The organism is Streptomyces sp. NPDC060205 (genome assembly GCF_042728395.1).
In the GTDB taxonomy this organism is placed as follows: Bacteria; Actinomycetota; Actinomycetes; order Streptomycetales; family Streptomycetaceae; genus Streptomyces.
This window is the reverse complement of record NZ_JBHWZP010000106.1, coordinates 1-21,292: the sequence shown is the minus strand read 5'-3', so window position 1 is coordinate 21,292 and position 21,292 is coordinate 1. Positions and strand designations below refer to the sequence as shown.

Annotated in this window: 18 protein-coding genes and 1 pseudogene; 11 read left to right on the top strand and 8 right to left on the bottom strand. The window is 66.9% G+C overall.

Going from position 1 to position 21,292, the window contains the following annotated elements; translation table 11 throughout:
• Positions 1–112: 112 nt before the first annotated feature.
• On the top strand, positions 113–712 hold the full coding sequence (locus tag ACFWGJ_RS20130) for a TetR/AcrR family transcriptional regulator (RefSeq protein WP_387326205.1): 600 nt from the start codon (positions 113–115) through the stop codon (positions 710–712).
• A gap of 131 nt (positions 713–843) precedes the next feature.
• Here the strand turns inward: ACFWGJ_RS20130 and ACFWGJ_RS20125 are convergent, their stop codons facing one another.
• Positions 844–1,605 carry an SDR family oxidoreductase gene (locus ACFWGJ_RS20125; RefSeq protein WP_387326202.1) on the bottom strand — a complete coding sequence of 254 codons (762 nt, stop codon included), beginning with the start codon at positions 1,603–1,605 and terminating at the stop codon, positions 844–846.
• A 188-nt stretch (positions 1,606–1,793) separates the two neighbouring features.
• On the opposite strand from ACFWGJ_RS20125, the gene ACFWGJ_RS20120 reads away from it, so the two are divergent.
• Positions 1,794–2,666: a helix-turn-helix transcriptional regulator gene (locus tag ACFWGJ_RS20120; protein WP_387326197.1), complete on the top strand. Its 873-nt coding sequence runs from the start codon at positions 1,794–1,796 to the stop codon at positions 2,664–2,666.
• 278 nt (positions 2,667–2,944) lie between these two features.
• Here ACFWGJ_RS20120 and ACFWGJ_RS20115 read toward each other — a convergent pair whose 3' ends face one another.
• The gene (locus ACFWGJ_RS20115) at positions 2,945–3,856 is read right to left on the bottom strand and encodes an SAM-dependent methyltransferase (RefSeq protein WP_387326196.1); all 912 of its coding nucleotides are present in this window, start codon (positions 3,854–3,856) and stop codon (positions 2,945–2,947) included.
• Between the two features lie 259 nt (positions 3,857–4,115).
• On the opposite strand from ACFWGJ_RS20115, the gene ACFWGJ_RS20110 reads away from it, so the two are divergent.
• Together ACFWGJ_RS20110 and ACFWGJ_RS20105 are read left to right on the top strand one after the other, a co-directional pair.
• Positions 4,116–4,544 carry a MarR family winged helix-turn-helix transcriptional regulator gene (locus ACFWGJ_RS20110; protein ID WP_387326194.1) on the top strand — a complete coding sequence of 143 codons (429 nt, stop codon included), beginning with the start codon at positions 4,116–4,118 and terminating at the stop codon, positions 4,542–4,544.
• Positions 4,545–4,704: 160 nt separating this feature from the next.
• Entirely contained in the window at positions 4,705–6,078 is a 1,374-nt protein-coding gene (locus tag ACFWGJ_RS20105; protein WP_387326192.1) for an FAD-binding oxidoreductase, read from the top strand.
• 431 nt (positions 6,079–6,509) lie between these two features.
• Here the strand turns inward: ACFWGJ_RS20105 and ACFWGJ_RS20100 are convergent, their stop codons facing one another.
• The 4 genes from ACFWGJ_RS20100 to ACFWGJ_RS20085 form a co-directional block, all read right to left on the bottom strand.
• A complete protein-coding gene (locus tag ACFWGJ_RS20100; RefSeq protein WP_387326190.1) occupies positions 6,510–7,067 on the bottom strand; it encodes a hypothetical protein in 558 nt (185 codons plus the stop codon).
• Positions 7,068–7,264: 197 nt separating this feature from the next.
• Positions 7,265–8,911 (bottom strand): molybdopterin-dependent oxidoreductase, encoded by a 1,647-nt coding sequence (locus tag ACFWGJ_RS20095; RefSeq protein WP_387326188.1) that lies wholly within the window; start codon positions 8,909–8,911, stop codon positions 7,265–7,267.
• A 261-nt stretch (positions 8,912–9,172) separates the two neighbouring features.
• On the bottom strand, positions 9,173–9,520 hold the full coding sequence (locus ACFWGJ_RS20090; RefSeq protein ID WP_387326186.1) for a DUF427 domain-containing protein: 348 nt from the start codon (positions 9,518–9,520) through the stop codon (positions 9,173–9,175).
• A gap of 172 nt (positions 9,521–9,692) precedes the next feature.
• Positions 9,693–10,922, bottom strand: a complete 1,230-nt coding sequence (locus tag ACFWGJ_RS20085) for a cytochrome P450 (protein WP_387326184.1) — start codon at positions 10,920–10,922, stop codon at positions 9,693–9,695.
• 910 nt (positions 10,923–11,832) lie between these two features.
• Here ACFWGJ_RS20085 and ACFWGJ_RS20080 point away from each other — a divergent pair.
• Entirely contained in the window at positions 11,833–13,170 is a 1,338-nt protein-coding gene (locus ACFWGJ_RS20080; RefSeq protein ID WP_387326182.1) for a cytochrome P450, read from the top strand.
• Positions 13,171–13,263: 93 nt separating this feature from the next.
• Positions 13,264–15,285, top strand: coding sequence for a hypothetical protein (locus ACFWGJ_RS20075; RefSeq protein ID WP_387326179.1), 2,022 nt, complete (start codon positions 13,264–13,266; stop codon positions 15,283–15,285).
• 72 nt (positions 15,286–15,357) lie between these two features.
• Here the strand turns inward: ACFWGJ_RS20075 and ACFWGJ_RS20070 are convergent, their stop codons facing one another.
• Together ACFWGJ_RS20070 and ACFWGJ_RS20065 are read right to left on the bottom strand one after the other, a co-directional pair.
• Positions 15,358–15,507, bottom strand: a complete 150-nt coding sequence (locus tag ACFWGJ_RS20070; RefSeq protein WP_387326177.1) for a hypothetical protein — start codon at positions 15,505–15,507, stop codon at positions 15,358–15,360.
• Between the two features lie 171 nt (positions 15,508–15,678).
• Positions 15,679–16,068 (bottom strand): annotated as a pseudogene (locus tag ACFWGJ_RS20065) (SDR family oxidoreductase); the annotation flags it as partial.
• Positions 16,069–16,137: 69 nt separating this feature from the next.
• Here ACFWGJ_RS20065 and ACFWGJ_RS20060 point away from each other — a divergent pair.
• The 5 genes from ACFWGJ_RS20060 (at position 16,138) to ACFWGJ_RS20040 (ending at position 21,075) form a co-directional block, all read left to right on the top strand.
• The gene (locus ACFWGJ_RS20060; protein WP_387326175.1) at positions 16,138–16,572 is read left to right on the top strand and encodes an MFS transporter; all 435 of its coding nucleotides are present in this window, start codon (positions 16,138–16,140) and stop codon (positions 16,570–16,572) included.
• Positions 16,573–16,823: 251 nt separating this feature from the next.
• Positions 16,824–17,642 (top strand): SDR family NAD(P)-dependent oxidoreductase, encoded by an 819-nt coding sequence (locus ACFWGJ_RS20055; RefSeq protein ID WP_387326173.1) that lies wholly within the window; start codon positions 16,824–16,826, stop codon positions 17,640–17,642.
• Positions 17,639–18,106 (top strand): hypothetical protein, encoded by a 468-nt coding sequence (locus ACFWGJ_RS20050; protein WP_387326172.1) that lies wholly within the window; start codon positions 17,639–17,641, stop codon positions 18,104–18,106. Before ACFWGJ_RS20055 ends, ACFWGJ_RS20050 begins: the two co-directional genes overlap by 4 nt.
• On the top strand, positions 18,106–19,617 hold the full coding sequence (locus tag ACFWGJ_RS20045; protein WP_387326169.1) for an MFS transporter: 1,512 nt from the start codon (positions 18,106–18,108) through the stop codon (positions 19,615–19,617). The genes ACFWGJ_RS20050 and ACFWGJ_RS20045 overlap by 1 nt, the downstream gene beginning before the upstream one ends.
• 288 nt (positions 19,618–19,905) lie before the next feature.
• A complete protein-coding gene (locus ACFWGJ_RS20040) occupies positions 19,906–21,075 on the top strand; it encodes an acyl-CoA dehydrogenase family protein (RefSeq protein ID WP_387326166.1) in 1,170 nt (389 codons plus the stop codon).
• Positions 21,076–21,292: the final 217 nt, after the last annotated feature.

Sequence of the window (21,292 nt, the reverse complement as noted above, 5' to 3'; positions counted from 1 at the left end):
ACATCGGATGCCGGACACAAACCGGAATCCGATTCCTCCACCTTAGCGGAATCGGATTCCGGTAAGGTGGGGGCACCTGGGAAGAGCATCACGAGCACGAGGAGGACCCGCGGTGGTGGACGACGGCCATGCCACGCCACCGGCTGACCGGCCTCTGCGCGCCCATGCCCAGCGCAACCGTGACGCGCTCCTCCTCGCCGCGCGTGACGCCTTCACCGCCGGTGAGGCGGACATCCGGGTGGAGGAGATCGCCCGCCGTGCGGGGGTCGGTGTCGGAACCTTCTACCGGCACTTCCCCACCCGCGAGGCCGTCGTCGAGGCCGTCTACGACGAGCGGGTGCGGGGCATGTGCGCCCAGGTGCCCGCCCTGTTGGCGACCGACCCGCCCCACGAGGTCCTGCGCGCGTTCCTGGAACAGCTGATCCAGCACGCCGTGGACAGCCGCAGCATGGCCGCCGCGCTGAAGACGCTGATGGACCTTGGCTCTCCGGTGTTCAACCATGGCCGCGCGACCATGGTCGACACAATCAGGCAACTGCTGGCCGCCGGGGTTGCCGCCGGGACGATCCGCGCCGACATCACCGCAGACACCGTATTCCGCGCCATGGGCGGCGTCTGCGCCTCACACGGTCAGCCCGGCTGGGAGGACGGCGCCCGGGAGGTCGTAGGCCTGATCTACGACGGTCTGCGGCATACCGCGCCCCGCTCCTGAGTCCGACCGCCCTACCTGGACCTGTACGAGTGCCGCCATTGTGCATTGACTGTTGCCGCGTCGGCGAGGTCGTTCACGTGGCGGACTTTGGGGCATGAGCGGTAGGGCCGTCGATCGGGAGGGGAAGGGTGTCAGCCCTGGCGGCTGGGGAGCATGGCCAGGGCCTGGGACCGCTGGGCGACGAGGTCGTCGTAGGTGCCGTCGCGCTCGGCCCAGCGGTGCATGAGGACGCCCTTCACGAGGATTTCGTCAGGGGTGGGGTTCTCCGAGAGCAGGTGCATGACCTCAGTGGCGAAGTCGTCGAGTGGCAGCGCGTGCGGGTTGACCTTCTCCTGGCCCGCCGTGGCGACGGCCGGGGGGACGAGTTCGACGACACCGACACCGGTGCCGTCGAGCTGCGCGCGCAGTGCCTCGGAGTAGGCGTGCACCGCGGCCTTCGAGGCGGCGTAACTGGGCATGGGCGGGAACGGCAGGAAGGCGATGCCGGAAGTGACGGTGATGAAGGTGCCGGCGCCCCGCTGGATCAGGTGGGGGGTGAAGGCGTCGATGACCCGGATGGTGCCGAGCAGATTGGTGTCGATCGTCGTTGCTGCGTCCTCGAAGTGCGCGGGATCGCGGAGATCCTCCAGGAGCATGACCCCCGACATCGTCACGACGGTGTCCAGCTCGGGGTACCGGGCGAGCGTTGCGTCGCGGGCAGAGGCGACGGAGGCACTGTCGGTGATGTCGATGCTGATCGTGCCGAGGCCTTCCCCGGCGAGTTCCGCTAGTGCCTCCGGACTGCGGCCGCCGACGGCCACGGTGCTGCCCGCCGCAGCGAACCGCCGGGCCAGCTCTCGCCCGATGCCCGAGGTTCCGCCGACGATGAGAACGGTGCGATTGGAGAGGTCCACGAGGTTTTCCCTTCAGTGCGGCGCGCCGCCGACTTTCAGGCCGCGGCGCGGACAGTGATGCTCTCTGTCTCCTTCGAAACAGTGCTATCGCAGTCTTGGCGACATCGGCCGGGTGTGGCAGGACCCCCGTCTTCCCTGGTCCTGTCAGGGCCCCCTGTGGAAGACGCGCACCGTATTACGGTGTCGATATGAAGGATGAGGAATCCGGTAACCGGCTCGGCAGCTACCTTCGTGCCCGGCGTGAGCTGGTCTCCCCGGCACAGGCAGGACTTCCGCCGGGGGGCAATCGCCGCGTGCCCGGCCTGCGCCGTGAGGAAGTCGCCCTGCTCGCCGGAATCAGTCCTGACTACTACCTTCGGCTGGAACGGGGCCGGGACAAGAACCCCTCACCGCAGGTCCTCGAATCACTCGCGCGGGTCCTCCAGCTCGACGACGTCGAGCAGGCGTATCTGCTCGGCCTCGCGGCGGCACGCCCCAGGGCGCCGCGGCGCAAGCGGCCCGAGCATGTACCAGCGCGGGTGCATGAGCTGCTCGCCCACCTTCAGATCCCCGCGTTCGTCGAAGGGCGCGCGTTCGATGTCCTGGCCTCCAACCCCATGGCGGTGGCGCTCTCCCCTCGTCTGCAGCCCGGCCAGAACCGGCTGCGTTCCCTCCTCCTTGACCCTGAGGAACAGGCCTTCCACCAGGACTGGACGAAAGCCACCGCCGATTTCGTCGCCGCCCTTCGCACCACCATCGGGGACGACACCGACAACCCCCGGTTCATCGAACTCGTCGGCGAACTCGCACTGTCCAGTCAGCGGTTCCGTACCCTGTGGGCCCGCCACGACGTCCGCAATCTTGACGGAGGCACGGCCTCCGTCCACCACCCTGTTGTCGGCGAGCTACGCCTCCACCGCGACAAACTCGCCATCGAGGACGTCATCCTCGTCGTCTACTACCCCGACAAGGACAGCGACAGCGACGAGAAACTGCGGCTCCTCGCCGCACTCTCACACGTCGAGTCCGCCGACACAGCACAGGACAGACCGGCGGACGCTCCGCGCCCGAAGACACCCTGACGAGCACGCGGCCGCCCGAGCGTCGCAACCAGAAGGCCCGCACGCAGCTGCTTCACCGCGGCGCCCATGTACCGATCATGCTGGTCGGCGCGGTGACAGGTAGGTGCAAGCTACGTCCCTGTGCGGTGGGTGTTTCGGGTCGCTGATCGCCACCGTGCCAGGTGGGCCGGCAGAGGAAGTCATCGCCCAAAATTGTTGCCGTGCCCACCGGTCGGGACGTATCACTTGCTGCCGGCCGTGCGCGGTCGACCGGGCCTGAGCCGCGTCAGGCCGCTCAGTCAGGGGATCCTGGCAACTCCGACGTGGAGACCACTTCGCTCCGGGATGGGCGCCGGGCCTTCCTGGTACCACTCGGTGGCGTACACCAGTCCGGGCGCGACGAGTTCGAGACCCTCGAAGAAGGGATCGACCTCATGGCGAGTACGCAACCGGAGTGGGATGGCAGCCTGCTCGTACGCGGCTTCGATCTTTCCCTGCCACTCCGGATGCTGATCAGTTGTCCCGTGCGACAGAAGCAGGAAGCTGCCCGGGGGAAGCGCCTTCACCAGGGTGCTCACGACACCGTACGGGTCCTCGTCGTCGGGCAGGAAGTGAAGGAGCGCGAGCAGCGAAAGAGCTACGGGGCGTTCGAAGTCGAGGTGTGCGCTGGCGCGTTCCAGCAAGTCCATGGGCTGCCGCACATCCGCATGGAGGAAGTCGCTGCTCCCTTGCGGGGTGCTGGTCAGAAGCGCCTGCGCGTGTGGCAGGACGCTCGGGTCGCTGTCGGCGTAGACGATCCGTGCGGCGGGGGCGATCGACTGCACGATCTGATGCAGGTTGGGCTCGGTAGGTATGCCGGAACCGATATCGAGGAACTGATCGACACCCTTCTTCGCCAGCCAGTCGACGGCCCTGCGCATGAACGCCCTGTTCCGGACCGCGTTGCCTCGCGTCTCTGTCGGCAACGCCTCACCGACCTCCCGGTCGACGGGATAGTTGTTCTCGCCGCCCAGCAGCCAGTCATATACCCGTGCGGGATGGGGCTTGGTGTGGTCGACGCTCGGATGAACAGCAGGTTCCACTGGTTCAGACTCCTTCGCATATGAGACCTCCGGCTGCAACAGCCGAAGCCTGACCTGCATTTTCCGCAGGCGGGACTGGATTTTCCGGGTCCCCGTCGCCGACTGGCGTCCGGCGGTCGGACCGAGCACGGCCAGGGCGTCATTGCACGGAACGCAGCATGTACAGGGCCGGGCCCGGGCCCAGTCGTGGGAGAACACTCGGCCTCAGCTTAGGTGCCGCAGGACACTTGTCAAGACCGAACGTTCTATCTTTTGTTCTGGTAGCGTGACACAGACGCGCCGACGATCACATTTCGAGGCACGCGACAACTGAACAACCCACGCACACACCCCCAATCCGCTGCCTCACGACCAAACAAGCACCCGAAGCGAGGCCAAGGAGACACAGGTGGCCACGACTGCCCCGCATCAAGAGTTGGTGCACCAGCTCACGGCCATCGCCGGCGTACGACGCGAACTCGGCCGGATCACTCCACCTGGCTGCTCCGCAGGGTGTGCCACGGCCCTGACCATGCTCAGCCGCCATGGCGCACTCAGCATCGGCCAGCTCACCGAACTACTCGGCGTCGACATGTCGGTCACCAGCCGCTACGTCGCTCAACTCACCATGCTGCACTGGGTTGACCGCAGGCCCGACCCGGCTGACCGGCGCTCACGGATCCTGCGTCTTACCGCCGACGGCCGCGCCCGGTCCGCCGAGCTCAACGAGCTTCGCACCACAGAACTCGCTGCGCGGCTGGCCGACTGGAGCGACCAGGACATCAGCCAACTGGCCTCTCTTCTATCCCGATTTCGCACCGACTTGGCCAGTGCGTGAGCTGAACGGCCCCGGGCGCTGAACAGACCGCTGACACCCGTCACGCCAGCTCGTCCTCCGCCCCATGCTCGCGTCTGCCGCATTCAGAAACCATCGACATCCGGAACCGCTGCCGACAAGAGTCGGCTACCCAATTCAACTGATACGCAAGGAACTTGCCATGCCACCGCCCACCCCTACACAGATCGCCCGCCTCACCACCACACTACGAAAGACCATCCAAGCGGGAGAGGTGCTCACCACCGGACCGGCCTACGACGTCGGCCGAAGCATCTGGAACGGTGCCGTTTCCACCCGCCCCGGAGTGATTGTCCGGTGCGCCGTCCCCGCTGAGGTCCGGGCCGCCGTACTGGCCGCGCGGGAGAACGAAGTTGCTCTGACGGTGCGTGGTGGCGGACACGACTGGGCCGGCAGAGGGCTCAGCGACGGCGGCCTGACCATCGACCTTTCCGGCATGCGCGCGGTCACGGTTGACTCCGTAGCCGAGGTGGCTCACGTGTCGGGAGGCGCCACGGCTGCCGATCTCGTCGCTGCTGCGCAACCCTTCGGCCTGACCGCCGCGACAGGCTCAGCGGGCTCGGTGGGAATGGTGGGCCTGACCCTCGGGGGCGGTTACGGACCGCTGAGTGGTCGCTTCGGACTCGCCCTGGACAATCTGCTGTCCGCGGACGTGGTGCTCGCCGACGGCTCGATCATCACCGTCGACTCCACTCGGGAACCTGACCTGTTCTGGGCCCTGCGCGGCGGCGGCGGCAACTTCGGTGTAGTCACCTCCATGCGCGTACGCCTGCACCGAGTGTCCACTCTGCTGTCCGGCATGGTGCTGTATCCGTGGGAGCAGGTCACGACGGTGCTGACCGGGTTGTCGGACGTTCTGGTGGAGAGTCCGGACGACCTGACGGTGCAGTCCGGCGTCCTGCCAGGCCCCGACGGAAAGCCCATGGTGTTCCTGTCGCCGACTTGGAGCGGCGATGACGCCACTGCTGGGGAACGCGCCCTGGCGCAACTCGGCTCGCTTGGAACGCCCCTCGTCTCCCAGATCGTTGCCACCACCACCGCCGAGATGCTCGCCGGCATCGACGCGCTGTTCCCCTTCGGACGGCACGTCGAGATTCGTCCACGTTCGGTGCGCTCCCTCACCCCAGGCGCGCGTGACGCGCTGACCCTCGCAGGCTCCACGCTGACGTCGCCCTACTCAGCCGTATCCGTGCACAGCCTGCACGGGGCCGCAGCGCGCGTCCCCGTGGAGGACACCGCGTTCGGCGTCCGCACCCCACATCTCATGATCGAGGTCATCGCTATCTGGGATCCCACCGACAGCCGTGCAGCCGAGCACCGAGCCTGGGCCCACAAGGCGAGCAGTGCGTTCGGACCCGACGCGCTACCGGGTGGATACCCCAACCTGCTTGGACCTGATGAGACCGCACAGATTGCCCACGCGTACGGTCCGAACACTTCACGGCTCCTTGCAGTGAAACGTCGCTTCGATCCGAACAACGTCTTCAACGCGATCCCACTGCCGGCCTCAGCGTAGAGAAGTACGCGGCCGGAGCACGTTGCGGGTTCGAGGCGAACGCGCAACGGAGCTCGTCGGTACAAGCAGTCGACCAAGACAGCTCGTACATGACGAGCTCCGTTGCGCGTTCGTTCTGCCCTGCCGTCCGCGGTTACGGCATCACTCGTACGGTGACCGTGGCTGGGGCCGGTTCGCCTCGGGGTAGCTGGGGGAACTGCCCCCGTGACCGGCGAAAGCCCGACAAGCGGCGTCCACCGCGCCCGTCCAGTAGCCGTCCAGCGGGGCGCAGAGCGGCTTTGCCCAACGGGGCCGTCATGGCAGGGGGCCGATGCTGAGCACTACGGCCTTCGTACTGGCCGAGTGCGCCTACGACGCAATCTCAGGGTCAGACGAAGGCCGTTCCCGTACAGGCAGGCTCGCGGTGCCGCAGCAGCCTCGCCTGATGGTCGTTACGGCTTGGAGCCGTTCATGATGTTGGCGATCGGCCCGATGAGGAACCACTTGCCGTCGACACCCTGACCCTTGATCTCGTTGGGGGCGGTGTCGCCCTTGTAGTAGTAGAGCGGGTGGCCACCGTAGGTAACCTGCTTCGCGCCGTCCGTCCGGGTGATGGTGCCCACGTTCTTCGGCACGGTGTACTTGCCCGTCACTGTCACCGGCTTCGTCGTCGTGAGCGGCGGCCACTCCTTGGCGCACTCGTCATAGCAGTTGGACGCCGTCTTCTTGTCCTTGGTGTTCAGGTACAGCGTGCGACCTGCCGGATCGGTGAGCCAGATGCCCGCGCTGCCCTTCGCGGTCTTCAGGACCAGCTTCGATCCTGAGTCAGCAGAATCCGGCGCCGACGAATCCGCCGTCGAGTCCGATCCGGCCGGCTTCGGCGCCGCTGACGTCGTCGAGCCATCGGCCGACGAGTCATCGGAAGAGCTGCTGCACGCTGCCGAGAAGGTCGCCAGGGCGGCGAGGGAGATACCGAGACCAAGCGTGCGCAGTGAAGTCCTGTGGAGCATGACCGTCCTTAATCATTCATGTACGGCGAGAACGACTCGCCAATTTGTATATGTATCGCTCGATACACAGCTGAACTTAGTGTGATCCCGCAGCCAGAGTCAAGACCGAACATTCTATCTCGCTGGTTCGGGTGTGCCAGCTCGGGCACGCCGAGCCGCCGACCAGGCGGGAGCCGCCTTCCGGCTCCAAAACCCGATCAGGCAACCTTCACGGTGATGCTGTGGTAGCCGGTGGAACCGTTCGGCACCACGTCCTGGACGGCCGAGGTCTGCACAGCGCCGGTGGCGTCGGTCGCCCGCACCTTGACCTTGTGCGAGCCCTTGGCAGCGTCCGCCCACTCGTACGACCACTGTCGCCAGGTGTCCGGCGTGTCCGACGCCGCCAGCTTCGCTTCCCGCCAGGCGCCGTTGTCGATCTGCACCTCTACCGCGGCGACGCCGCGGTGGGTCGCCCAGGCCGTGCCGGCGAGGACCACCGGCCCGGCCGGTACCGTCGCCCCGCTCTTCGGCACGTCGATCCGGGACGCGGTCTTGACCGGGGCCTGCGGCGAATAACCACGCGGCGTCCAGTAGGCGTCCGAGGCGGCGAACGTAGTGAGGTTCAGGTCCGTCAACCACTTCGTGGCGGATACGTACCCGTACAGACCGGGGATCAGCATCCTGCACGGGAAGCCATGCTTGACCGGCAGCGCCTCACCGTTCATCGCGACCGCCAGCATCGCCTGCCTGCCGTCGAGTACTGCTTCGACCGGCGAGCCGATCGTCATTCCGTCGGACGAGGTGGACAAGATCATGTCCGTCCCGCGATGGATGCCGGCACGACGCAGCAGCGGCGCCAACGGCGTGCCGAGCCAGCGCGCGTTGCCGACGTACGGGCCGCCCACCTCGTTCGAAACGCAGGTCAAGGTCATGTCGTGTTCCTCGAACCTGTACGAGAGCAGCTCGTCGAAGGTGATCTCGAACGGGCGGTCCACCATGCCGTGGATCTTCAGCTTCCAGTCCCGCGGGTCCACGTGCGGAAGCGTGAGCGCCGTGTCGACCCGGTAGAACTGGGAGGTCGGGGTGATGAAGGACCCGAGCCCGGCCACGTTCGGGTGCGCCGCGGCGGGCGGTTCGGGCAGCACCTTCGCCGGAGTCGGCAGGACCACCTTCGCGCGCGCATCCGAAACGTTGTAGCGCTTCTTGATCCACGCGTTGCCGCCGTATCCCGCCACCAGCGCGCCCGCGCCTGTACCCAGCGTGCCGAACAGGAAGCGGCGCCTCTCGGTCAGCTCGGCGGAGGACTGGGACTCCTTCAGCGACAAGGTCGTCAGCCAACGCAGCGCAACCGCCGCGGCGAGTCCGGCGAGCAGCGAGGGGAACAGCCAACTCGTGTGCGCAGCCGGTCGCGTGACCGCGGCGATCGCGCCGACCACGCCGACCACCGCGGTCAGGATGGTCGCCAGCGTCAGCCGGGTGCGGGCAAGTACGCCGTCGACGGCCGCTGCCAACGCCAACGTCGCATAGACGCCGATCAGCAGCACGGTCTTGTCGTTGCTGCCGAAGTTGCGAATCGCGAACTGCTCAAGCCAGGTGGGCGTGATGCTGATCGCCCAGTTCCCGGCTGCCGTTACCGGCGCAGACGCTTCCCCGGTGGCCACCGCAATCAGTTCACCCACTGCGAGCCCCGCGCCGCCGGCCACCAGCCCGACCAGCACCCCCCGCGCGATCCGCCCGCTGCGCGAGGTCCAGCGCTTCTTCGCTGAAGCGGCACCCTCCTCTTGCCGCGCTTCTCCTTCTTCCAGATCCGGCGCGGACCTGTCGGCCGCCCTGCCCTCCGCACCGCCGGACTGCTGCTCGCTCATACGTTCTCCATCAAGGTCGTGGCCCGGCCCCGGAGTACCGGGCCGGTTGATGCAGGGAAGAGAGGATTCAGAAGGTGATGCCCGCGTCGGCGTCCCCTGAGGTGCACACGCACGGAGAGCCGATGGACTTCACTTTGAGACTGAACGTTCTATCTCGACGTAGCATCACGGCTCTACCCTCACCTGTCAAGAAAGACCGTTCTCCCTCGCCCTACGGTCACGGTGGCCAGCGCTTCGAGAGCGCCGTCACACACCACCTCGTCAGGACACCTCGACCTCGTAGAAGCAGAGATGATCCTTGATCTCGGCCACGTCCGGCTTCGGATCGAGGTACGCCCAGGCCACGTCCGCCGCGTCCGGCAGCGACCAGTACGAGGCGTCGCCTTTGAAGGGACAGTTCGTGCGGGTCTCCGACGGGGTCAGAAGGTCCAGGCGTACGTCCTGAAACGGTATGTAGTACGCGACGGGACTGCCTGCCTCTCGCAGCACCAACGCCTTGTCGCTCTCCGCGAGCACCTGCCCACTCCTCACCGCACGCACTTGTCGGTCGCTCGGCTCGACAGTGATGCGATGTCCTCCGCGCTTGGGAAGTCCCTGGGTCACGGTCATCCTCCTTGGTAGTCAATACTTGTCCGGGCAGCGCAATAGGCAGCCGCGTGTCTACAGCACCTGTGAAAGAACGCGGCCGCCTCTGCGAACATCTGTGTTCCCTCCAGGTCAACGCCACACAGGAACCGTCACCTCAGGGCTCACGGTCACGGATGTCCTGCGTCGCAGGCATTCACCAACGCACTGGCAGGCTTCGAACTCCGCGCATCAACACACCCGGAAGCCACTCCTGCGGCGGTCCGTCGAGGCTGAGGTTCGGGGCGCGCTCCACAAGTGACCGGAGCGCGATGCGCGCTTCCAAGCGGGCCAGGGGCGCGCCGAGGCAATGATGGATGCCGTGGCCGAAGGCGACATGACCGCGGGTGTCCCGTCGGATGTCGAATCGGTCGGGAGCGGCGAAGCGGTCCGCATCGCGGTCAGCGGCCGCCAGTCCGACCAGCACCCACTCGCCCTTCGCGATCGGAACTCCGGCGATCTCCAGGGGCTCGGCGGCGAACCGGTACGTAGCGGTCTCCACCGGCCCTTCGTATCTGAGGGCTTCCTCGACGGTGCCGTGGAGAAGGGTCATGTCGGCGCGCAGGGCGGCCAGTTGATCGGGGTGGGTGAGCAGGGCGTGGACGGCGTTGGTGATGAGATTGACTGTCGTCTCGTGTCCGGCGACCAGTAGGACGAACGCCATGCCGCGCAGTTCGTCGGGCGAGAGCCGATCACCGTCGTCCGCCGTGGTACGGATCAACTCGCTCAGCAGATCGCTGCCGGGCCCGGCACTCCGCTTGTCCTCGATGAGGCCGTCCAAGTAGCTGGCGAGGCGCGCAAAGGCCTCCCGCATGATCTCGGGGTCGGCCGGCATCACTACGTCATTGGAAATCTTGCGGAACTCGGTGCGGTCCAGCTCAGGGACGCCGAGCAGCTCGCAGATCACGGTGATCGGCAGCGGGTAGGCGAAGGACTCGATGAGGTCGGCCTGGCCCTGCGCGAGCATCACGTCCAGGAGGTCGTCGGTGATCTGCTGGATCCGAGGCCTCAGTTCCTCGACGCGGCGCGCCGTGAAAGCGCGCGCGATCAGGCTGCGCAGCCGTGTGTGCTGCGGCGGGTCCGCGATCAGCAGATGCTTGCCGATCAACTCCTCGTCCATGGGCATGAAACCGATCTTGCTCTCGTCTTTGGCGAGTCGTGGATCGGCGAGCGCGGCGCGCGCCTGCCCATGCCCCACGACCAACCAGACCTCCTGGCGAGGATCCGGATCCGGCAGCCGCACCCGATGCACCGGGCCGCGTGCTCGCAATTGCGCGTACACGGGATGCGGGTCCTTTCGGAACCCCTCACCGAACTCTCCCAGGTCAACGATGTTCGTCACGTCATGCCTTTCTCCTGTTGAGGTCGGGCTACCGGGCTCGAACATCGGCACATGCTGCGCGCCGACGGACCGGCTACGTCGTCAGCTCGCCCGGAGCGCCCCTCGACTGGGGGCCGACGGCCAGGACTGCGCCAACGTCACGCCAGGTGCGGTCCGTTGCATCTCGGCGCGCAGGTGCTTCCGCCGCAGTCCGGGCCGCCGCCGCACCTACGCCTCCTGCCGCCAGGTCCGCCCGCCATGCTGCATGCGGCCCCATGTCCCCCCGTCGGAGGCGAACCTCGGAGTGCGCGGCCGGATGGACGAGAGGGCGGACGGCGGACTGCATCCGTTCAGCCAGACCGATCATTCTGCTGAGTGCAACGCTAACGAATGACTTCCCACTTGTAAAGACAGAACGTTCTACCGACCCGTCCCGTCGGCACTCGTCCAAGGCAACTGGACCGATCGGTCGGCACCGGCGGGGACTTCGATCCGCCGCCGCTCCACCCCTCCCCTACTGACGGGCGAGACAGAACGGTTGGTCTTGACACGCGCCAAGTGGCATGCCTAGATTCGAAGTCACAGCGAACGCGCTATTTACAGGAGGCTTAGCAGAACTCCTGCTGCTTCTACGCATAGAAGAACAGCCCTTCTTCTGAGGAGGGTTGGGCTCGTACAGACACGCTCTTCGAGTCGAAAGCAAAATGCGTTGCCTCATCGAACCCTGAGGGCGCATCAGACGTACGCCCGTCGCTCAAATCGTGACAGCGCCCCGCGAATGACTGCGCGAAAGCGTTGAATGCGTCGACCGGTCAGCCGGGTCCACCGGTCTAGCGGCGAGAAGACTTGACCAGCGCATTGCCGCCGTGCGGTATGCACACGCGTGCCAGGTACAGCCGCCCATTCCGGAACGACGCGGCCTCCCTGGCTGTGTTCTCCATACGCTCATCACCACATGTCGTAACGAGAGGCCGTCATGCCTGCGATAGAAACGATTCCTCGTGCCTCCGGAATCCTTCCGCTAGTTGGGCACATCGCGCCTTTGGCTCGCGATCCCCTGGCGTTTGTGTCGAACCTGCACAACTACGGCCCTGTGGCACGTATACGGATGGGAACCAGACACGTCGTAGTGGTGAACGATCCCGCTCTGATCCGCGGCGTGCTTCTCGACGACCGCACCTTCGACAAGGGCGGGCCCCTGTTCGAGCGAGGCCGGGAGGCCCTCGGCAACGGCCTCATCACCTGCCCGCACAGCGATCACCGGCGAGCGCGTCGCCTCTCGCAGCCCGCGTTTCAGCCGAGGCGGATGGCAGACTACGCGGCGGTCATGACCGAACAGGCCGACAAGGTGACGCGTTCCTGGCACGACGGCCAGGTCCTGGACATCACCAGCGAAATGATGGCCCTCACCGTCGAAGTCACCCTGCAGACGCTGTTCACCAACTCGTTGCCGCGTGCCACGGCATCGCAGATCACGGACGACTTCCTCACCCTGATGACGGGGTTCTTCCGGCGAATGATCTCGCCGCCCCTGCTCAACCAGGTCCCCAGCACGGGCAATCGCGCATACGCCCGCGCCATCCGCCGCCTGCGCGAGACAGTCAGCGACATCATCGCCGCCCGTCAAGCAGAAGGATCCGACCACGGCGACCTGTTGTCCGCGCTGTGCAGCGCAACCGACCCGGACAGCATGAAGGGTCGGACGCCCACCGAACTCGTCGACGAGGTCCTCACGTTCCTCCTCGCCGGCACCGAGACCACCGCGGGCACCCTGTCCTGGGCGATGCACCTGCTGTCCCAGAACCCTGCGGTCGAAGGCCGGATATACCAGGAAGTCGAGAGCACCCGGCGCGGATCCCGGTTGGACTTCACGCATCTACCAGCGCTGGAGACGACCGGCAACGCGGTCAAGGAGACACTGCGGCTCTATCCGGCGGTCTGGATGCTGACCCGGGTCACTACCTCGGACGCCGACCTGGGTGGTTACCTTCTCCCGAAGGGCACGATCGTCGCCTTCAGCCCTTACCAGATCCACCGTCGGAGCGACCTGTACGACCAGGCCGATCAGTTCGACCCGAACCGCTGGCGAGACTCCCCGCCGGCGCAGGAGACGTACATCCCGTTCTCCGCCGGCCCCCGCAAATGCATGGGTGACCGGTTCGCACTGACGCAGGCGACGCTGGTCCTGGCCACCATCGTCTCCCGGTGGCAACTCCTGCCCGTCACCGACAAAGCCCTGCAACCGTCCGTCAAAGCCTCTCTGACTCCGCGCAGACTGCACCTGCGTGTGGCGGCCCGCAGTTCGCAGCCCTGAGCCAATCAGCCGGCCTCGAACGCAACCGGCACCGAAGACAGCTGATGGAGCAGCCCCCGGTGACGCTCTGAGCAACTCATGGAGAGATGAGCCTTGACCACCACGCCCAAAACCGTACCGCGCAGCATCGCCGAGTATCGAACGATCACCGCCAGCCCTGTGCGGCCCGCCGGACGGACCGCTGCGCACGATGTCGACGTTCACACCGTTCAGGAGTTCAGAGGGCGACGGCGATCACTGGTGACTCTGGGCGACCCCGAGGTCGAGCGTGCCTCCAGAGTCTCGGTCCGCTATCCCGGCGTCGTGCGCTCCCCCGAAGCATGGATGGCGCTGCTTCCGGATGTTCGACCTCAGGAAAGCTCCGACTGCCGGCTGGAAGCATGGCTCGACGTACTGCCGGTCGCCACAGCCGAGGATTGGCGGCGGTGCCTCGCGGCGGTTGCGGGACAGTTGCGCCTGCCCCGATCCGAGGATCCGAGCGGGGACGGTTTGGGCCGCACGGTGGAGCGGGCCGCATACGCCCTGCTCGGGGCGATCCTGCACGAGCCGGGCTCGGCGGGCGTGCTCCCCACCGATCGTCTCACCGCGGTCGACAGCGCCGAGGGACAACGTTGTCCGGCCTGGGCGGGTTCAGTCCTGTGGACCCGTCCGGGAACGGAGGGCGAAGCGTCCGAGGCCGGCCCCGTGCGGCCCTGCGGGTGCGACGGTGACTCACCTTGTCTGTGGGCCTGGGCCGAGACGCACTACCCGGACGTCGCGCCCATACGGGACTGGGACGAACTTCGACATCTGATCGCCGACTCTCCCCTCATCAAAGCGGTCCGGACTCTGCGGGTTCCCGAGAGGGCGCAGAACGCCGCCAAGGGACGACCACCACGAACCGAGCAAGGGCTGTGGGCCCGGGCAGTCCAGGAGTGGGGTTTCCAGGGCGCCATGACATCACGTGTCTACGCGGTGCCCGCCTTCACCGTGATGCCTGCCGCGAGATGGCTGGTCAACGAGAACCGGCGCGAAACCGCGTTGACCGAGGTGTTCGGTTACCTCGACGACATTCATATCGACAATCTCAAGCTGGCCGGACCAGATGGTGTGGCCACCGCCACGTCGATCCGCGAGAACCTGCGCAGGTGGGCAGCGGTCGAACCACTGCGCGAGACCGCGGTGATGATCGCGCTGATCGGTGTCTGGAACACCCTTCTGGACATCACCCAACAGCATCCGGGCAGCCGTCCCGGCGGTCCGGCAGAGATACCGCGTTACGGAGCATTGAGCTGCGGGGAAAGGAAGTTGATCCTGGCGGTCGATACGTGTCTGCCGCATCTCGCCGCCGCGTACGACGCCGACGAGCGGTCGTTCGACGATCTGGCGATCTCGCAGACCCTCAACGGCTACAGCGATCTACGCAGTGACATGGCACTGGGAGTCGTCAACAACGGACTCATGCTGGGAGCCGGCCCAGGTGCGCTGCCGGGCAGTGCTGACGCAGAGGACGCCTACCGGGCGTTGTCCAGGTCCATGCTGGCCATAGCCCGGTCCGGGGCCAACAGGCCGGGCGCCGAAGCGGTGTCCAACACGGTCATCTGGAACATCACCAATGGCCGCCACAACATCGTCGAGCGCGCTGCGGGAGTTCCCTACGAGTGGATGGCACGCAGATGGCCGGTGCTTGAGGAGAATCGCCGAGAGTGGGACACGGTCGAGGAGGAGTTGTGCACCCGGGTCTACGCGGCTCTCAAGTGGGATGACGTCGACCAGCGGGAGAAGAGCCGGTTCTGCCCTGCGTGCGGTGATCTGCCTCGCTGGAGCGGTGTGATGCACGACGTGCTGGATGACGTCGAGACGGCAGCGTGCTCGATGACGCAGTACATACGCTGCGACAGGGTCTACGCCGAGGATCTCGGCAGTGGAAGCGCGAACGGAACTCCCGCCAGTGACTGCGCCGGAGCAGTCGGCATACTGATTCGACGTTTCGAGTCGAGCGGAGTGCTCAACGAGCTGAGCTGGATTCTGGCGGGGGCCATCTGGTTCAGGGAAGCACTGCATCTTCGTGGATGCGTCGTGGACCTCGCGTTCGGGTTCTCCGACGGCGGCAGCCTCGCCTCGGACGACTGGTGAATCCTGAGCCCGCCGCTCGGGCGTCCGCCAGTCCCTCAGCCACTGTCTTCCACCCGCCCCCCCTCGCCTGCGTCAGCGATCAAGGCGACCACTGAGGGCGAACTCGTTGGCGCCGTAGGAACTGACGGCTGACAGCCTCCTGAGCGTCCAGCACGGTACGTCGTATCCGGCGGGACGGCCGAGCACGGGATGCACCGTGCCCGCGACGTCGATGATGGGCATCCGGCGTTGACTCCGACCCTCTGCGAGGCCATCCGCGCGGCGGGCCAGGGGAGAACACGTTGAACGCCGCTTTGGCCCGCGGTGTACGGCAGCGGCGTACGGCCCGCGGCACCGGGACGCCGCGCTGTGTCGGATCCAGTCCCGACAACACCATGCGGAGCGCTCCCGCACTCACGTGATCGTGATACCGCCGTCCACGGGCAAGGTCTGGCCAGTGATGTAGCCGGCCGCGCGGGAGGCCAGGAAGACCACCGTGGCGGCGAGCTCGCGCGGGTGGCCCATGCGTCCGGCGGAAATGCGTGACAGTTGCCCTTCCAGGTAGCCAGGCGGGTACTGGTCCGTCATCTCCGAGCTGAAGAAGCCCGGAGCCAAGGCGTTGACCCTGATCCCCCTACGGCCGGTCCACTGCTGTGCGAGATCGCGTGTCAGGCCGATGAGCCCTGCCTTCGACGCGCTGTAGGCGGCTTGTGGCAAGCCGGCTGTGGTGAGCCCGAGGATCGAGGAGATGTTGATGATGCTTGAGCATGGCTGCATCACCCGCGCGCAGGCCTGGGCCATCCAGTAACACCCATTGAGGTTGACATCGAGGACGGAGCGGAACTGGTCCGGGGTGGCGGCGCGGCGCTGTCGGTGACCATCTGGTCCCGAGTCGAAGGGCGCGGAGAGGAATGGGGAATGGTCTTCTCAGCGGCCCTGCTCACCGTCGCACTGGTGACCGCGGCCATCTGCACTCAGCCTGTCGTCGTCGGCAGTGCCCTGCTGGTCTCAGGCATCGCCTACACGCTTGGAAGCACTTGCGCCTACGTCGCGGCGCAGCGCGTGGTCGACGACGCACTGCGTGCCCGAGTCATGGCGGCCTACGTCGTCACCTCCGGCACCGTGGTCGCCGCGGCAAGTGCAGCGTGGGGCATCGTGGCCCGCGCAGGAGTCGGCAAGGCTTTCGCCGTCGCGGCCGTACTCTCCGCCCTCAGTCTCGCCATCCGCACCCGATGGCCTCTGCCCCGCGCAACGGACAAGCGAGCCGACGGCGCCGCCGACTCCGCCGAGACCACACCCACGTCCTGAGGCCGAACCTGAGCCGGGCGAGACGACACCTGTCCTGTGGACAGGACCTACGGCCGCCGTGCCGACCGAGAGTGAGACCGCGACCGTCATCGCCGCCCTGCCGCTGAACGGCACCGACTCCGCACGCCCAGAGCCCGCGAAGCAGGCATGCACAACACCCGGCGCTTCAGCGGAGTCCTCGGCCCGTCCCCTCCGGGATGGGTGTATCGCTCCCTCCCACGCCGGGTCATCGCGCTCCTACGGTGGGCCGCATGACCCGTCAACCTCACAGCGCGGATTTCGCGCGCATCTCCCGAGCGCCCTCGATCGGTAGTCCTCTGGCCGGCACCGTCGCGCTGGTGACCGGAGCCAGCAGCGGGATCGGTGAGGGCACTGCGCTCGCGCTGGCCGCACTTGGCGCTCGCGTGACCGTCGTAGCCCGTCGGAAGGACCGTCTGGACGGCCTCGTCGAGCAGATCGAAAAGACCGGTGGCCACGCTCTGGCCGTAACCGCCGACCTCACCGACGAAGCACAGGCCGAAGCCGCCGTCGCGCGCACCGTCGAGACATACGGCCGTCTCGACACCGTGGTGGCCAACGCGGGCGCCATGATCCTCGGACCGATCGCGGGTGCCGACACCAACGACTGGCGCCGGATGATCGAACTCAACACGCTCGGGCTCATGTACACCGCCCACGCCTCTGCCCCGCACCTGCTCAAGGCGGCGACCGACGGCCCCCGAAGGGTCACGGACCTCGTCCTGGTCAGCAGTACCGCCGGGCGCATGGTGCGCGGTGGCGGTGGTGTCTACAACGCGAGCAAGTACGCGGTGACCGCCTTCGGGGAAGCCTTCCGCAAGGAGGTCACCCAGCGTCACCTGCGGGTTTCCCTTGTCGAGCCCGGCGCGGTGGAGACCGAACTACCCCTGCAGAACCGTCCTGATGTCCAGGAGCGGATGTATGAGCGCTACACCGCGATGGAATGCCTGCGCCCCGCGGACGTCGCGGACACCATCGCCTTCATCGTCACCAGGCCGCGCCACGTCGCCGTGAACGAGATCCTGGTGCGGCCGACGGAACAGCAGGAATGACCGGCAGGAATGACCGGCAGAACGCCGAAGCGTCCGCTCGGCAGACGTGGGTGCACTGCACCCATGGTCGGTCGGCACGGTGTGTGCGAGGAAGGAAACCGATCGAAACCGTCATCGTGATCTACAGGTCGAACGCAGCGGACTTCCGGTTCGATCATGACTACTTCGAGTCCGAGCACCTTCCGCTGGTGCGCAAAGCCTGGGAACAGTACGGCCTGGTGTCCACCACCGTCACGCACTCCCGCGTCCTGGACAGGGTCCAACAGGCGATCGCTGAAGGCTCGCTGCAGCCAGGGACCGATGCGGACGCCATATCCGGCCTCATCCACGACTTCCACATGGGCCTCTCCACTCAGGCGCGCGAAAGCGTGTCCGCCGATACGACGCAACATTCCGCCGACGCCCTTATGGCCCTGTGGGGACAGCCGGAAGACACGGACGTTGCCGAGAGCAGGGGCAGGTAATGACCTCGACTTCGACATCACACACGTCGGCCCGGACATGGGTGGGCGTGGTCACACTGCTGGCCGGCACGCTGCTGCCGCCACTGGACTTCTTCATCGTCAATCTCGCCATCCCCTCGATTCAGGACGACCTCGGCGGCGGTGACATTCTGGGCCAGCAGATCGTGGCCAGTTACGCCGCCACGTACGCCGTGACACTCACCCTCGGTGGCCGACTCGGCGATCTGTACGGGCGACGGCGGGTCTTTCTCGTCGGCCTCGTGGGGTTCGCTCTTGCCTCGCTCCTGTGCGGTTCGGCCGGAGAACCCTGGCTGCTCGTCGTCGGTCGTATCCTGCAAGGTCTCAGCGCGGCCCTCGCGGCCCCGCAGTCCCTGGCCCTCATCCGCGCGAGCCTAGAGGGCCGGGAACAGACGATCGCCCTCGGCTTCCACGGTGCGACCCTCGGACTCGCCGCCGTCATCGGCCAGTCGCTGGGCGGACTCCTCGTCACCGCCGACCTCTGGGGCCTGGGCTGGCGGGTGATCTTCCTCCTCAATCTGCCCATCGCCGCCCTCGCCCTGCTGGGCAGCCTCTTCCTGCACGATCCGCACACCCGAGGCGTGGAGAAACTCGACTGGGTCGGCGCCGTTCTGCTCTTCACCGGCCTCACGGGAATCGTCGTTCCGCTGGTCGAGGGACGCGCATTGAACTGGCCCTGGTGGTGCTTCGTCCTCCTCCTCATCTCCGTCGGCCTGCTGCACAGGTTCTGGCGCTACGAGTCCGTCCTCGGCGCCGGCCGGAACCGCGACCGCCACATCATGCCCCTGGTACCACCACGAGCGGTCACCGCGCCCGGCGTGCGGACCGCACTGACCGCGGTCGCCTTGTTCTACTCCATCGCCGCGTTCTTCCTCATCTTCTCCGAACACGAGCAGACCGTAGGGCGCACGCCCCTGCAGGCCAGCCTGGACATCCTGCCGCTGGGCATCGGATTTCTGATCGGACCGCTGACCGTGCACCACCTCATGCGGGTCATGCCACGCCGCATCGCCGCTCTCGGCCTGCTCCTGGAGACCATCGGCTTCCTGGTCTTCGCCGCACTCGTCGCCGCACTCGACCAGACCCCGTGGGCCGCCGCACCCCTGGCACTCATCGGCTTCGGTCAGGGGCTCGCCCTGCCCTCGCTGATCCGCATCACGGTCACCCACCTCCCGCGTACCTTCGCCGGCCTGGCCAGCGGTTTGGTCAGCGCGACTCTTCAGATCAGCGCCGCCCTGTCGGTGGCGATCCTCGGTGGCATCTACTACGCGAGCGCCGGCGCGTACGGGTCCAGCCACGCGATCATCACGGTGTCGATCCTCATCGCGGTACTGCTGTTCGCCTCCTCCGTGCTGTCTGTACGCGCCGAACGCGTCCCGTCACTTGAGACATCCACCGAGGTTGTCGGCACACACGACGGCGAGGTCAAGGAAGGAAGGGCACTCCCCCACCATCCGACAACACAACACCCCGGACAGGTCAGCAATCGCTGAACTGCACCCTGCCGACGCCAGTCCAGGTCGTGGAAGTTGAGCGGTGCGGAGATGCGCGTAGGCAGCGGGACCGCCTTGACCACCGTCTCGTGATGCCGCTAAGGTCTCCCTGAGACCGATCGTTCTATCTCGTGGATTCGGTGTCCTTCCCGAAGTCATCCCCGGGCGAGCGCAGCATCGGTCGGGAGGTGCGGCCTACTTCGTCACGCCTCTCCATGCGTAAGACAGGGTTACCAGCACAAGGATGCCGCCCAGCGCGGCAGACCTTTCTAAGCTAAAGGACATCGCATGACCGAGACGGCTGGAAGCACGCGCGAGGCAAACGAGGCGTTGATCGCGAAGGCACGTGCGGCCGCGCCGGTGCTGGCCGCGCACGCGGACGTCACCGACCAGCAGGGACGCCTTGCCCCTGAGAGCCTCGAAGCGTTGCGCGAGGCCGGCATGTTCGCGCTGGGCACTCCGGTCGAGTTCGGTGGTACGGACGTCGATCTGGTGACCCAGGTGCGGGTGCTGAGCGAGTTGGGGCGCGCTTGTCCGTCCTCGGCATGGGTGGTGTCGATCTCGACGGGAACGAAGGCACATTTCTCCGGGGGATTCCCCGAGAAGGTCCTTGCCGAGGTCTACTCCCATCCCGATGTGCGGTGGTGTGGCGGGTCGACACCCGGCCAGGCCGTCGCGGTTCCTGACGGGGTGGAGGTCACCGGGCGGTGGGCCTACGCCTCGGGAGCCGAGGATGCCCACTGGGCGTTCCTGTCGGTGGTGTCCGTGGGAGACGACGGTGCGCCCCACGTGGGAGGTGCGCTGGTGCCGATGTCGGAGCTGTCCGTTGCGCGGACCTGGCGAGTGGCCGGATTGCAGGGCACCGGCAGTCACACCGTGGTCGCCGACGGCGTCTTCGTACCCGCGGAGCGTCTTTTCGACTTCCCCCTCGGTCCCGATGGAGGACCCGACTTCCCCCAGGGCAGGCCACTGGAGATCGTCTCCCAGACGATCTCGGTCACTGCGACTCTGGCCGGGGCGGCGCTCGGTGCGCTGGACGTGGTGAAAGCCGTGATCGAAACCCGCAAGCCGCCCATGACGCAGTACAACAGTCTCGCCGAATCAGCGTCGGCGCGACACGTGTTCGCCGAGGCCGAGCACATGGTGAGCAGCGGTTACGACCGGCTGATCAGCCTGGCGGGCCGCGTCACCGAGCGGCTGCACGACGACGACGTCAGCGCCGTGCAGCGATCGAGCATGCGGATGGAGGTCGTCTCCATCCTGCAGCAGTTCCTGCGCGCCGTCGACCTGCTGCTGGACCTGCACGGCTCCAGTGCATTCGCGCTCGACAACCCGCTGCAACGCTTCTGGCGGGACCTCAATGTCGGTGCCCGGCATGCCCAGTTGTCGACCTACCTCACCACCGAGAACTACGGCCTTCTGCTGACCGGGGCGGGCGGACCGGTACAGGTGGGCTGAGCGTACGACAGCGCGCAGCCGCCTCACCCCGCCCTTTCGGTCGGGGTGAGGCCCCACGGCCCCACGGCCCCACGGCCCCACGGCCCCACGGCACAGGAAAGCGTGCGGATGCCGCCGAGACCCTTGCCGCGGTGGCTCGGTCACTGGAAGCGGCCGGCGCCGACCTGGTCCCACGCCGACCTGGTCTCACGGTGGCGTCGTGGCGGCTGGGAGAAGC